Annotated in this window: 13 protein-coding genes; 8 read left to right on the forward strand and 5 right to left on the reverse strand. The window is 72.5% G+C overall.

Annotation, left to right across the window (positions count from 1 at the left end; translation table 11 throughout):
• Positions 1–62: 62 nt before the first annotated feature.
• Positions 63–788: a pyridoxamine 5'-phosphate oxidase family protein gene (locus ACFY8W_RS05170; RefSeq protein ID WP_391100402.1), complete on the reverse strand. Its 726-nt coding sequence runs from the start codon at positions 786–788 to the stop codon at positions 63–65.
• 424 nt (positions 789–1,212) lie between these two features.
• Between ACFY8W_RS05170 and ACFY8W_RS05175 the strand changes: the two genes are divergently transcribed.
• The 8 genes from ACFY8W_RS05175 (at position 1,213) to ACFY8W_RS05210 (ending at position 8,889) form a co-directional block, all read left to right on the forward strand.
• Complete coding sequence (locus ACFY8W_RS05175) at positions 1,213–1,812, forward strand: CBS domain-containing protein (RefSeq protein WP_391100405.1); 600 nt, start codon at positions 1,213–1,215, stop codon at positions 1,810–1,812.
• A gap of 229 nt (positions 1,813–2,041) precedes the next feature.
• Complete coding sequence (locus ACFY8W_RS05180) at positions 2,042–2,719, forward strand: CBS domain-containing protein (protein WP_391100407.1); 678 nt, start codon at positions 2,042–2,044, stop codon at positions 2,717–2,719.
• The gene (gene acsA, locus ACFY8W_RS05185; protein ID WP_391100409.1) at positions 2,716–4,518 is read left to right on the forward strand and encodes an acetate--CoA ligase; all 1,803 of its coding nucleotides are present in this window, start codon (positions 2,716–2,718) and stop codon (positions 4,516–4,518) included. Before ACFY8W_RS05180 ends, acsA begins: the two co-directional genes overlap by 4 nt.
• The gene (gene pdhA / locus ACFY8W_RS05190) at positions 4,518–5,582 is read left to right on the forward strand and encodes a pyruvate dehydrogenase (acetyl-transferring) E1 component subunit alpha (RefSeq protein ID WP_391100411.1); all 1,065 of its coding nucleotides are present in this window, start codon (positions 4,518–4,520) and stop codon (positions 5,580–5,582) included. The genes acsA and pdhA overlap by 1 nt, the downstream gene beginning before the upstream one ends.
• Complete coding sequence (locus tag ACFY8W_RS05195; protein ID WP_391100413.1) at positions 5,579–6,589, forward strand: pyruvate dehydrogenase complex E1 component subunit beta; 1,011 nt, start codon at positions 5,579–5,581, stop codon at positions 6,587–6,589. Before pdhA ends, ACFY8W_RS05195 begins: the two co-directional genes overlap by 4 nt.
• Position 6,590: 1 nt before the next feature.
• On the forward strand, positions 6,591–7,943 hold the full coding sequence (locus ACFY8W_RS05200) for a 2-oxo acid dehydrogenase subunit E2 (RefSeq protein ID WP_391100415.1): 1,353 nt from the start codon (positions 6,591–6,593) through the stop codon (positions 7,941–7,943).
• Positions 7,940–8,209 (forward strand): phosphopantetheine-binding protein, encoded by a 270-nt coding sequence (locus ACFY8W_RS05205; protein WP_391100417.1) that lies wholly within the window; start codon positions 7,940–7,942, stop codon positions 8,207–8,209. The genes ACFY8W_RS05200 and ACFY8W_RS05205 overlap by 4 nt, the downstream gene beginning before the upstream one ends.
• Positions 8,209–8,889, forward strand: coding sequence for a CBS domain-containing protein (locus ACFY8W_RS05210; protein WP_391100420.1), 681 nt, complete (start codon positions 8,209–8,211; stop codon positions 8,887–8,889). Before ACFY8W_RS05205 ends, ACFY8W_RS05210 begins: the two co-directional genes overlap by 1 nt.
• Before the next feature lie 75 nt (positions 8,890–8,964).
• Here ACFY8W_RS05210 and ACFY8W_RS05215 read toward each other — a convergent pair whose 3' ends face one another.
• The 4 genes from ACFY8W_RS05215 to ACFY8W_RS05230 form a co-directional block, all read right to left on the reverse strand.
• Positions 8,965–9,297, reverse strand: coding sequence for a GYD domain-containing protein (locus ACFY8W_RS05215; RefSeq protein WP_391100422.1), 333 nt, complete (start codon positions 9,295–9,297; stop codon positions 8,965–8,967).
• A 317-nt stretch (positions 9,298–9,614) separates the two neighbouring features.
• Complete coding sequence (locus ACFY8W_RS05220) at positions 9,615–10,352, reverse strand: FAD:protein FMN transferase (RefSeq protein ID WP_391101729.1); 738 nt, start codon at positions 10,350–10,352, stop codon at positions 9,615–9,617.
• A 28-nt stretch (positions 10,353–10,380) separates the two neighbouring features.
• Positions 10,381–11,040 carry an FMN-binding protein gene (locus ACFY8W_RS05225; RefSeq protein WP_391100425.1) on the reverse strand — a complete coding sequence of 220 codons (660 nt, stop codon included), beginning with the start codon at positions 11,038–11,040 and terminating at the stop codon, positions 10,381–10,383.
• Positions 11,041–11,105: 65 nt separating this feature from the next.
• Complete coding sequence (locus ACFY8W_RS05230; RefSeq protein ID WP_391100428.1) at positions 11,106–12,479, reverse strand: ferric reductase-like transmembrane domain-containing protein; 1,374 nt, start codon at positions 12,477–12,479, stop codon at positions 11,106–11,108.
• Positions 12,480–12,524: the final 45 nt, after the last annotated feature.

Below are 12,524 nucleotides of genomic sequence, written 5' to 3' on the forward strand. Positions count from 1 at the left end.
GTACGTGGTCACTGGCCTGTACGTGGTCACTGGCCTGTGCGTGGTCACTGGCCTGTACGTGGTCACCGAGGGGACGGCCCTTGACCGGCTGCCCCGGGCGACGTGTCGGGAGCACCCGGCACCCGGATACGGCGGCCGGTCACCCGGCGCGGCGAGAGCACCACCACGGTGTCCCGCCCGGCCCCGGCCCACGGCTCCGAGTGGACGGCCTCCCTGATCCTCCGTACCGCGGTCGCGTCCGACACCGTTCGGGCCGGACCGACGAGGAGCACGCTCCACCCCTGACTGAAGGCTTCGTCCAGGCGATCCTCCTCGAAGGCGACCTCCGCACCGGACGCCGCGGTGCGCGCGAGGGACGAGTCCGCGGCGGTCATGAAGACGATCCGCCCGTTGACGACCTGGTAGTTCACGGGGATCACCATGAGCCCGTCCCGTCCTTCGACGGCGATCCTGCCGACGCCGTGGTCGTCGAGCAGCTCCCAGCACTCGGCCTCGTCGATCTCCTCCATCCGTGGCCGATACCCGGCGCGGCCTCCTCCGGGCGCACGGTCCGCCGTGGACCCGGTGAGCTCCTGGACGGTGGTCTCCAGGGCGTTCGCGAGCCGAACCAGGAACTCGATTCCCGGAGTGGGAACCCGCTCCTCCACGTAGGCGATGAAGCTGGGCGTCGAGCCGGCCCGGTCGGCCAGTTCCTCCCGGGACAGACCGAGTCGGGCGCGCCTTGCCGCGACGCGGCGGCCGAGGTCGCTCGTGGCGTGCGGGGCGTGCCGGTCGTCGGCTGTGTTCATCACGGCTCTCCTTCCGTGCCCTCGAGGCGCCGCCGGGAGACGACGGCGACGGGACGCGTGGCGTGGCGTGGCATGGTGCAGGGCGCGGTGGGCGCCCCTGCCGAGTTCGAGACCGACGAGCCCGTCCCGGCTCCGTGCCCCGACGAGCAGGTCGGCGGCGGCGGAGCGCCCGGTCAGCACCGTGTGACTGGAGGAAGGGCCCATCCGCTTCTCGCGGATCCTGATCGCGCGGTGCACGGCTCGAAGCCGCTTCCCCGCGTCCCTGGGGCGGGCCCCTCCTCACCTTCAGGAAAGCACCGGTCGACCGTCCGGGCCAGGGCTGGCCGGTTCCCGAGGTGCCCCTTTCGGCCCTTGTCGTCCGGCGTCCGGCGGCGACACCCTCGCAGGAACAGGAATCGGGGCGCAGAAGTGCCGGAGGCCGGTCATGAAGCACCCACGTACCGTCGACGACGTGATGACCCACGCGGTGGTGTCCGCCAGGCTCGACGCACCGGTCAAGGAAATCGTCCAGTCCATGCGGCGCTGGGGTGTGAGCGCGGTTCCCGTGCTGTCGGCCGAGGGGCGGGTGGTGGGCGTGGTGTCCGAGGCGGACATCCTCGGCAAGGTTCCGGGAGAGGACGGCGACAGGGCGGGTCCGGTGACGGCGGGCAGTCTGATGTCGGCGCCGGCCGTCGCCGTTCCGCGCGGCGCCACGATCGCAGGGGCGGCGCGGCTGATGGGGCGTGGGCGTCTCAAGCGGCTCCCCGTGGTGGACGACGACGGTCGCCCGGTCGGTGTCGTGAGCCGGGGCGACCTGCTCAAGGTCTACCTCCGCTCCGACGCCGAGCTCGCCGAGGACGTGAGGCACGAGCTCCTCACGCACCTGATCGCCGAAGGCGACGCCGCACTCACCGTACGGGTCACGGACGGGGTGGTGACGCTCGCCGGACGCCTGCCACCATCCGTACCCCCGGATCTGGCCCTGCGGCTCACCCGGGCGGTGCCCGGCGTGGTGGACGCGGCCGCGGAGTTCACGACCGCGTAGCGCCTTCGCGTCACGCGTCCGGCTCACGCGTCCGGCTCACGCGTCGGAAAGCGACCGGCCACGGCCCTTCCGGGACCGGTGCTCACGTCTTCCGCCCCGCGACCCGATCGGCCGCTCGTCATGGGGCCGACCGTCCCGGAAGGGGACCATTCGGCACTGCCCGCGGGCCGGCTCCGTGCAACAGGGTGAGAGCTACCGGGGCCGCCTCGCCGCGTGAAGGAGGACCGTCATGCAGCACCGTACGGTTTTCGAGGTGATGACCCACAACGTGGTCACCGCCGCCCCCCAGACCCCGTTCAAGCAGATCGCCCGGCTCTTCGCCGAACACGACGTCTCCGCGGTCCCGGTCGTCGACCCCGACCGACGCCTGCTCGGCGTGGTCTCGGAGGCCGACCTGTTGCGGGCCACCGCGGAGCTCCCCGATCTGGAGGGCCGTTCGGCGGGCGTCCGACTCCTTTCCCGGGAGCGAGGGCTGCCCGATGCGGAGACGGCCGCCCAGCTGATGACCTCGCCGGCCATCACGGCGCAGCCGGGCTGGAACCTCGTCGAGACGGCCCGGTCGATGCACCGCAAGGGAGTGAAGCGGCTTCCCGTCGTGGACGAGACCGGTCGGCTCGTCGGGATCATCAGTCGCAGCGACCTGCTGCGGCCCTTCCTGCGCAGTGACGCCGCGATCCGTGACGAGATCGAGCACGACGTCCTGGCCGACACCCTGCGCCTCGCTCCCGACACGATCCGCGTGACCGTCGACGACGGGGTCGTCCGGCTCACCGGCCGAGTCGACGAACGCGCCGACGTCCGCGTGATCGTGCGGCTCTGCCGCTCGGTCGACGGAGTGGTCGCCCTGCACGAATCGATCGAGTACGCCTACGACAATCTCGCGCTCGACGTGGAGCCACCGCGATGAACGCTCTGTGGGTGGCGCCGGTCATGCCCGACTACGACAGCGCCCGGGCCACGTTCTCCTGGCGCCGCGAGCGGTCCCGGCTCGCCGGGCTTCCGGACGGCGGCATCAACATCGGATACGAGGCGGTCGACCGGCACCTGCGTGAGGGCCACGGCGATCGCGTGGCGCTGCGCTGCGTCGACCGCGACGGCTCCGTGGCGACGGTGACCTTCGCCCGGCTCGCGGCCGGGAGCTCCCGCTTCGCGCACGTGCTGGAGACGCTCGGCCTGGGCCGCGGCGAGCGGGTGTTCACCCTGCTCGGCCGCCGCTTCGAGCTGTACAGCACCGTCCTCGGAACGCTGCGTGCCGGGCGAGTCCTGTGCCCCCTGTTCACCGCCTTCGGTCCCGAACCCGTCGCACTGCGCATGGAGCTGGGCAACGCCCGGGCGCTGGTCACGACCCGGGAGCTGTACGAGCGCAAGGTGGCCCCGGTACGGGGCCGGCTTCCGCACCTGCGGCACGTCCTCCTCCTCGACCCCGGGGCCGACCCGCCCCCGGGCACCCTGTCGTTCCCCGCGCTCACCGACGCCGCGCCGGACGAGTACACGGTGGGGCCGACCGATCCGGCCGAACCGGCGCTGCTGCACTTCACCAGCGGCACGACGGGCACCCCCAAGGGCGCGGTACACGTACACGAGGCGGTCCTCGCCCATCACGTCACCGCCGCCTACGCCCTGGACCTGCACGAGGGCGACGTCTTCTGGTGCACTGCCGACCCCGGCTGGGTCACCGGCATGTCGTACGGCATCATCGCCCCGCTCACCCACGGGGTGACGACCGTCGTCGACGAAGGCGACTTCGCCCCCGCTCGCTGGTACGGGATCCTCGCCGACCAGCACGTCACCGTCTGGTACACGGCTCCCACCGCTCTGCGCATGCTCATGCGGGCCGCACCGCGCAGCGGCGACCCGATGCCCGGCGCGCGCCACGACCTCTCGTCGCTCCGGTTCGTCGCGAGCGTCGGCGAGCCGCTCAATCCCGAGGCCGTGCACTGGGGGCGGGAAGCACTCGGGCTGCCGGTCCACGACACCTGGTGGCAGACCGAGACCGGTGCCATCATGATCGCCAACTTCGCGGCCGATCCGGTGCGGCCAGGGTCGATGGGCCGGCCGCTTCCGGGTGTCGAGGCCGCCGTATTGGCGTGCGGCGAGGACGGCCGGGCGGCGGTCACCGGCGGGCACGTCCGGATCCTTCAGGAGCCGGGCGCTCAGGGCGAGCTGGCCCTGCGGACCGGCTGGCCGTCGATGTTCCGCGGCTACCTCCACGAGCAGCAGCGTTACGAGGCGTGCTTCGCGGACGGGTGGTATCTGACCGGCGACCTGGTCAGCCGGGACGCCGACGGCTGGTACTGGTTCGTGGGCCGCGCCGACGACGTCATCAAGTCCGCGGGGCACCTCATTGGGCCGTTCGAGGTGGAGAGCGCGCTCATGGAGCATCCGGCCGTCGCCGAGGCCGGTGTCATCGGCCGCCCTGACCCGCTGGCGGGCGCCATCGTCAAGGCGTTCGTGCTGCCGCGCCCCGAGTATCCGCCCGACACCGAACTGCGGCGGGACGTCCTGGCGTTCGCCCGTCGGCGCCTCGGGCCGGCCGTCGCCCCGCGCGAGATCGAGTTCGTCGGGGATCTGCCCCACACCCGTAGCGGAAAGGTGATGCGCCGCCTGCTGCGGGCCCGTGAACTGGGCCTGCCCGAGGGCGACGTGTCGACGCTGGAGACACCCGAACCGGCCGGAACGGCCAGGCCCTCGGGGAAGGAGCCGTGATGGCCACCGCACATGGCGGCACGTCCGCCAGGACACCGCAGACGAAGCGGCCCCGTCGCGCCCGGGGACCCGCGACGCCCGCCCTCTCCCCCACGGCAGCCCACGACCTGGGTCTGTTGCGGCACATGCTGCTCATCCGGCGCTTCGAGGAGCGGTGCGTCGAGCTGTACAGCGCGGCGGCGATCCGGGGCTTCGTCCACCTCTACATCGGCGAGGAGGCGGTGGCGGTCGGCGTGAACCAAGCGCTCGGAGAGGCGGACGCGGTCGTCTCCACGTACCGCGAACACGGCCACGCGCTGGCCCGTGGGGTACCGCCCGAGGCCGTGATGGCGGAGATGTACGGGAAGGCCACCGGGTGCAGCCACGGCCGCGGCGGCTCCATGCACCTCTTCGACGCCGGCCGCCGCTTCTACGGCGGCAACGCCATCGTGGGCGGCGGCCTGCCGCTCGCGGCCGGTCTGGCCCTGGCCGACCGGATGCGCGGCGAGTCCCGGGTGACCTGCTGCTTCTTCGGTGACGGAGCCTTCGCCGAGGGCGAGTTCCACGAGACCGCCAACCTGGCCGCGCTCTGGGGGCTGCCCGTGCTCTTCGTCTGCGAGAACAACCTGTACGCGATGGGGACGGCCCTCGCCCGCGAACACGCCCAGACGGACCTGGCGATGCGGGCGGCGTCGTACGGAATGGCGGCCTGGGCCGTCGACGGCATGGACGTACATGCCGTGGAGAAGGCTGCGCGCGGAGCGGTCGAGTCGATTCGGGCCGGCAACGGACCGCACTTCCTGGAGATGCGGACGTATCGGTTCCGCGCGCACTCGATGTACGACCCGGACCGGTACCGGCCGAAGGGCGAGGTCGAGGAGTGGAAGCGGCACGACCCCGTGACGGGCCTCGCCGAGGGCCTGCGTAAGGCCGGTTTCCTCGGCACGGATGCCCAAGAGGCCCTGGACCACGAGGTCATGGAGGCGATCGACCGAGCCGTCCGCGCGGCCGAACAGGCTCCCGAGGAGCCGGCCGAAGACCTGCTGCTCCATGTCACGGGCCGACACGAGGAGGTCCTGTCATGAGCACGCGTACGCGACCGCGGGCCCACCCCGACGACGGCACCACCACCTTCCGGGAGGCCCTTCGGGAGGGCCTGCGCGAGGCGTTGGCGTCGGACGACCGGGTCTTCCTGATGGGCGAGGACGTGGGCCGCTACGGCGGATGCTTCGGCGTGAGCCTCGGCCTCCTGGAGGAATTCGGTCCCGATCGTGTCCGCGACACCCCCCTCTCGGAGTCCGCGTTCGTCGGAGCGGGGATCGGCGCCGCACTGGCAGGGATGAGGCCGGTCGTGGAGATCATGACGGTCAACTTCAGCCTGCTGGCACTCGACCAGATCCTCAACAACGCCGCCACCCTGCGGCACATGTCCGGCGGACAGCTCGGTGTGCCGCTGGTGATCCGCATGACGACGGGCGCCGGACGGCAGCTGGCCGCTCAGCACTCCCACAGCCTCGAGGGCTGGTACGCCCACATCCCCGGCCTCCGGGTCCTGGCGCCGGCCACGATCGACGACGCCCGCCATCTGCTGTCCGCCGCGCTGGCCGACCCGGACCCGGTGCTGCTCTTCGAACACGGCAGCCTCTACAACGCGGCCGGCCCGCTCGATCCGGCCGTCGAGGAGGTCGACCTGGACCGCGCGGCCGTCCGTCGCGCGGGCGACGACGTCACGGTCGTCGCGTACGGCGGCTGCGTGCCCAAGGCCCTCGAAGCGGCGGAGGAACTGGCGGGCGCGGGGATCAGCGCGGAAGTCGTCGACCTGCGGTCGCTGCGGCCGCTGGACGACGCCACGATCGTCGGCTCGGTCCGGCGGACCCACCGGGCCGTCGTGGTCGACGAGGGCTGGCGCAGCGGCAGCCTGTCCGCCGAGATCGAGTCGCGCATCTGCGAGCAGGCGTTCTTCGACCTCGACGCACCCGTGGAACGGGTCTGCAGCGCGGAGGTCCCCATCCCCTACGCCCGCCGGCTGGAGGAGGCGGCGCTTCCTCAGCCGGCCGGAATCGTGGCGGCGGCCCGTCGGGCGGTGAGCTGAGATGGCCGAGTTCACGATGCCCGCCCTCGGCGCCGACATGGACGAGGGCGTGCTCTCCGAGTGGCTGGTGCACCCGGGTGACCGCGTGGCGCGCGGGGACGTCATCGCGGTGGTCGAGACCGCCAAGTCCGCGATCGAGGCGGAGTGCTTCCACAGCGGTACGGTCGAGGCCCTCCTGGTGGACGAGGGCACCACCGTGCCGGTGGGCACTCCGCTGGCACGCATCGGCACGACCTCCGAAAGCCCGTCGGCCGGAATCAGTCCGACCGAGGGCCGACCGCCCGGGAGTCCACCTGCCGAAAGCCCGCCGCCATCGACGCCCCTGGTCCGCCGACTCGCCCAGGATCTGCATGTCGACCTCACCGTTCTCCGTGGTTCGGGCCCGGGAGGCAGGATCACACGCGCGGACGTGGAGCACGCGGAACCGGCATCGGAACCCGCACCCGCACCCGCACCGGAGCGCGACGAGACCGCGCCGGCGACACGGCCGGTGAAGCCGGTGCGCGGCGACGGCTCGGCCGAAGAGCGTCCCGCTCCGCCGCGGGTGAGGTCTTCTCCGCTCGCACGGCGGCTGGCCGCCGAGCTGGGCGTCGACCTCGCCGATGTGACCGGCACCGGTCGGGACGGCACCGTCCGTGCGGATGACGTCCGTTCCGTCGCGGCCGCCGAGGGCGCGCAGCGGCCGGCCGTCCCGGACACGGCGCGGGCGGCCACGGCCCGGATCATGAGCCGGTCCAAGCGGGAGATCCCGCACTTCTACCTCGCCACGACCGTGGACATGGCAGCGGCCCTGGATTGGATGCACGCCCGCAACCGCGAACTGCCGCTCTCCGCACGGCTGGTGCCCGCAGCACTCACGTTCAAGGCCGTCGCACTGGCGGCACGGAAAGTGCCCGAGCTCAACGGGCACTGGGTTGACGACGGCTTCGTGCCCTCGGAAGAGGTGCGGCTGGGCGTCGCGGTCTCCCTGCGGGGCGGCGGCCTCGTCGCTCCCGCCCTCGCCCACGCCGACACGCTCTCCGTGACCGAGGTGATGACCGCGCTCAAGGACCTGGTGGCACGGGCACGGCGCGGCCGACTCCGGGCGTCCGAGACCGTGGGCCCCAGCCTCACCGTCACCAACCTCGGCGACCAGGGCGTCGAGGCCGTGTTCGGCGTCGTCTACCCGCCGCAAGTCGCCCTCGTCGGCCTGGGCAGGATCGTCGAGCGGCCCGTGGCCGTGAACGGCCTGCTGGGAGTACGTCCCGTACTCACGGCGACGCTGTCCGCCGATCACCGAGCCGCCGACGGCGCCACCGGCGCGCGTCTCCTGACCGCCCTGGACCGGCTCCTGCAACACCCGGAGGAACTGTGAACCACGACCAGGCGAAAGCGTTCGTCCGGCAGGCCGTGCAGCGTGTCGTACCCGACGCCGACTTCACAGGGCTCGATCCCGGCGTGTCCCTGCGGGACACCTTCGAGATGGATTCGCTGGACTTCCTCGAGTTCGTCGAAGCGCTCGCCGAACTCAGCGGGAGGGAACTCACCGAGGACGACTATCCGGTCCTCGTCACCTGGGACGGCTGTGCCGCTCGCCTGGTGGCCGGAGCGGGTGCGTCCGCGCAGGGAAGGAGCGGGTGATGCGACACCGCAGGATCGACAAGCTGATGACCCGTGAGGTGGTGAGCGTCCGCGGCGACGCGCCGTTCAAGGAGGTCGTGCGGGTGCTGTCGCAGCACCGGGTCACCGCGCTGCCGGTGGTGGACGGGGAGAACCGGGTGATCGGTGTCGTGTCGGAGGGTGATCTGATGCGGAAGACGGCCGACCAGGCCACCACCCCGGGAGACATGCCGGCCGTGCCGGGGCTCGAGGCGTGGGAGCGGGCGAAGGCCGAGGGAACGCGCGCGGAGGAGTTGATGTCCGCACCCGCCGTGTGCGCACGGCCCGACTGGACCGTGGCGGAGGCGGCCCGGCTCATGGAGGTCCAGGGGATCAAGCGGCTCGTCGTCGTCGACGACGAGGACCGGCTGGTGGGCATCGTGAGCCGCCGCGACCTCCTGAGCATCTTCCTCCGCCAGGACGACGACATCCGCCGGGAGATCGTCGAGGACGTGCTCGGTGACACTCTGCGTCTCGACCCGGCCTCGCTCACGGTCGACGTGCGGGACGGGCGGGTCGACCTCACCGGGAAGCTGCGCTTCCGCGGCATGATCCCGGCCGTCGAGCGCATGTGCGCGACGGTCGACGGCGTGGTCTCCGTCTCCTCGACCCGTCTCACGTACGACGTCGACGACACCGCACAGGGAGGTGGACGATCATGACGCGGGGGATCGTGGCCGGGCCGGACGGTGAGTGGTGCTCGGACGCGCGGGGACCCGAGGCGAGACCCTTGCGGCTCACCGCTCCGCGCCGGGAGCCCGGTACCGGACTTGCCCGGCTCTGCCCAGGGCATCCAGTGTTTCGTCGACGGTCAGGAGAACGGTCGTCTCGAACGAGCTGAGCGCGCCGCCTCCGCTGATCGCCAGCGCAATCGCGGCCATGGACACGTTGTCCGGAGCCTCCCAGAGGTTGTAGCCGTCATGCGTGCCGAAGGCGTACCAGAAGCCGTGGAGCTTCCCGCCGACGGACTCGATGTACGACCGAGCGGCCTCCGCGCGGTCCTCCGGGTGCTCGATCAGCCTCGCCCAGGTCTCCGGCGTGTAGCTGAACCTCGACAGATAGAGCGGCATCGGGGTCTCCTTCCTGTCCGCCACGGATGCCGGCGCTCAGACGGAGAGGCGCCGGGCCGGAATCGGCCCCCCACACAAGCGTCCACCATTCACGTCCCGTGCTCCCGGTCACCTGCGAGCCACCGGTGTGCGCACGCGCTGCCGCGGCAGCCACGGACGGTGACCGGTTCACTGCGGAATGAGGTCACTGGTGACGCTACGACCGAGGGGCGGCATCACCGTACGGACTCGCCGCGGGACAGCCCCGTCGTGGGTGGCTCGCAGGATCAGTCCCGAGGGCTTCGGGCGGAACGGATGAGGGTCGACCGGCCGGGGCGTCAGGTGACCCAGCGGGCGAAGCCGGTGCTCTGCCAGGTGGTGCCGGTGGCGGTCGTCGCCAGGCCTTCGGCGTCCGGCTGCCTCTCCAGCCAGGGACGGGCCGAGTCGCCCATGGCGTAGGCGGCGGTGGCGAAGGCGTCGGCGATCGTGAGCGAGGAACCGACGACCGTCATCGCCGCGAGCGGGTGTGCGGGCGGTTCGCCTGTGTGCGGGTCGAGGATGTGGCAGCCCCTCTCCGCGGGGCCCGAGGTGGCCACCGCGGCCTCCGGTGTGCCGGCGTCGACTTCCACGACCGCGGACAGAGCTCCGGGGACGAGGGGGTCGGCGAGGCCGATGCGCCAGGGGCCTCCGAGGAGCTGGATGTCACCGCCGCCGTTGACGCACACGGCCTCGACGGGCACCGCCGAGGCCAGCATGCGAGCCGCGCGCTCCGTGGCCCAGCCCTTCACCAGCCCGGTCGGATCCCATCCGCCGCCGCTGCCCGCGTACCGGGGCGTGAACCAGCCCTCGGTGCGGCGCAGCAGGTCCTCGCACAGGTGCGTCACCTCCTGGACGTCGGGCCCGCACTGCTCGGGGGTGAGCTCCCCGCGCGCCAGGCGGCTGACCTCGCTGTCCTCGCGGTACGAGGAGAAGACGCGGTCCACGTGGTGCAGGAAGTCCACCGCTTCCGCGAGCGCCGCTCGCGTACGGGCGGGGTCGGAGCCGCCGCGGACGTCGAACGAGAACACCGTGCCCATCACGTGCTCGACGTGCCGCAGGCGCGGTTCAGACACCGGCCCTGTCCAAGGCGCTCTGCAACGACTGGCGGTAGCCGGCGCTCGTGTAGGTGGCGCCCGAGACGGAGTCGATGTTCGCGCTCTGCGCCGCCAGCGTCCGCTGATTGAGCTGCGGGATGGCCTCGGAGGAGATCTCCCTGCTCCGAGGTGTGGAAGACGGCGACTTCAGGGCCGTGGCCCCGGTGATCGTGCTCCCCCTGAGCGTGATCTGCACCTGGACGGACCCGTACTGCGTGCTGATCGTGGCTCCGGCGACGGTACGGGTGGTGGACCCGCCCGAGGTGCTGCCCGACGTCCCGGAGGACCCGGACGTGGTCCTGGACGCGGTGGGAGCGCTCGTCTTCGTCGGGGCGCCGGTGGTACGGGACGCGGAAGGGCCCGCCGACGGCGACGCGTCGGCGGAGGCGGTCGCGCGGGTGCTCGGCGAAGGCGACGACGGGTCGCCGGCCGAGGCCGACGGCGCGGTGGCGGCGGAGGACGGGCCCCCGGGATCGGCCGGTACCGCGGAGGCCAGGGGCGTTCCCAGGCCCGCGGCGCCCTGGGCGAGCGACGGATCCGTGGTCGGCTTGAGCGCGAGCAGGAGCACGACGGCGGATACGGTGCCCGCGCCGGCGAGCACCGCGCGACGGAGCGGGTGTGTCTTCCTCACACCTCGCTCAGCGTCACGGAAACCCCAGGCGTCACACCTGGGCGGACGCCCAGCGATCCGGCGGCTCAGAACGCGAAGGACTCGTGGTGGATCCGCTTGTCCGGAACACCCGCCTCCCGCAGAGCGGCGTACGACTCCTCGGCGAGCCCCTGCGGCCCGCACACGTACACGTCGTGCCGGGCGATGTCGGGCAGGATCCGGCGGAGCATCCCCGCGCTGATCTCCGGCCGTCTGCCGTCCGGACCGTTGACGGCGTACAGCAGCTGCGCCCCACGGTCGTCCGCGATCGCCTCCAGCTCCGCGCGCAGCGCGAGATCGTCCGCCGTACGGGCCCGGTACAGCAGCGTCAGATCCCGACCGGCGCCCGGCAGCGTCTCGAAGAGCGCGCGCAGCGGGGTGATGCCCGCGCCGCCCGCGATCAGCAGCACCTTGCCGCGGCTGCGGCGGGCCGCCGTCAGCGAACCGTACGGGCCCTCCGCCCACACCCGCGTCCCCGGGCGCAGCCCGGCGAGGGCCGCGCTGTGCCCGCCGACGGCCTTGACCGTGATCCGCAGGAGGTCGGGCCGGGGCGGCGCCGACAGCGAATACGGGTTGGCCGACCAGCGCAGCCCCTTCGCGAGGAACCTCCACCGGAAGAACTGACCCGCCTCGGCCCCGAGCCGATGCAGCCGGCGCCCGCGGACGAGCACGGACACCACCCCCGGCGCCTCGGACACCACCGCCTCCACTCGCATGCGGTGCGCGAGATTGAGCCGTACGGGAGTCAGCACCCGGTACCAGAGGAGCAGCCCGCCGACCGCGCCGTACAAGGCGTACCAGGCCGTGCGCGCACCGCGGTCGGCGATGAACTCCGCCCCTGTGGCGAGCTGGTGCCAGAAGGCGAGGTAGACGGCGACGTACGTGAGCAGGTGCAGGTAGTACCAGAACTCGTAGCGCACCCTGCGCCGCACGACCGCCGCCGATACGAGACCGACCACCAGGAAGAGCACGGTGCCGATCGCCGCCTTGCCCATCTCCGGGTACTCGGTGACCAGCGACACCGTCTGTTCCACCACGCCGATCCGGCCCTGCAGCGCGTAGCCGTACACCGTCAGCACCACGTGCGCCACGGTGAGGGAGAGCGCGTACCGGCCGCTCGTCGCGTGCCAGCGGGACACGCGGTCGGAGCCGACCCGCCGTTCCAGGGCCGGGACCCGTGCCATCTGCACCATGACGAGGGCGGTCACGTATCCGGCGAGGAGGCCGGTGATCCGCCCCGCGTGGATCAGGCGGTCGCCGGTCTCGGCGAGCACGGCCGGTGTGTTGCGCCACCACAGTCCGGCGACGGCCGCCGCGCCTGCCCAGGCGAGGACCACCAGCGGCACGGCGGGAGAACGCCGGGGGCGGATGCGGCGCTGCGCCTGCCGTCTGCCCGCCCTGCTGTGCTGGATCGTCGTCACGTGCTCTGACCTCCGGTTGCCTTGGTGCCCGCGCACCTTACCGGC

This window comes from Streptomyces sp. NPDC012637 (genome assembly GCF_042954805.1).
Taxonomy (GTDB): Bacteria; Actinomycetota; Actinomycetes; order Streptomycetales; family Streptomycetaceae; genus Streptomyces.

Excerpts from the sequence above, each read along its gene's own strand:
- ACFY8W_RS05215 (WP_391100422.1), bottom strand. The coding sequence starts at position 9,297 with ATGCCGCTCTATCTGTCGAGGTTCAGCTACACGCCGGAGACCTGGGCG.
- ACFY8W_RS05220 (WP_391101729.1), bottom strand. The coding sequence starts at position 10,352 with ATGGGCACGGTGTTCTCGTTCGACGTCCGCGGCGGCTCCGACCCCGCC.
- ACFY8W_RS05175 (WP_391100405.1), top strand. The coding sequence starts at position 1,213 with ATGAAGCACCCACGTACCGTCGACGACGTGATGACCCACGCGGTGGTG.
- acsA (WP_391100409.1), top strand. The coding sequence starts at position 2,716 with ATGAACGCTCTGTGGGTGGCGCCGGTCATGCCCGACTACGACAGCGCC.
- ACFY8W_RS05200 (WP_391100415.1), top strand. The coding sequence starts at position 6,591 with ATGGCCGAGTTCACGATGCCCGCCCTCGGCGCCGACATGGACGAGGGC.
- ACFY8W_RS05210 (WP_391100420.1), top strand. The coding sequence starts at position 8,209 with ATGCGACACCGCAGGATCGACAAGCTGATGACCCGTGAGGTGGTGAGC.
- pdhA (WP_391100411.1), top strand. The coding sequence starts at position 4,518 with ATGGCCACCGCACATGGCGGCACGTCCGCCAGGACACCGCAGACGAAG.
- ACFY8W_RS05170 (WP_391100402.1), bottom strand. The coding sequence starts at position 788 with ATGAACACAGCCGACGACCGGCACGCCCCGCACGCCACGAGCGACCTC.
- ACFY8W_RS05180 (WP_391100407.1), top strand. The coding sequence starts at position 2,042 with ATGCAGCACCGTACGGTTTTCGAGGTGATGACCCACAACGTGGTCACC.
- ACFY8W_RS05195 (WP_391100413.1), top strand. The coding sequence starts at position 5,579 with ATGAGCACGCGTACGCGACCGCGGGCCCACCCCGACGACGGCACCACC.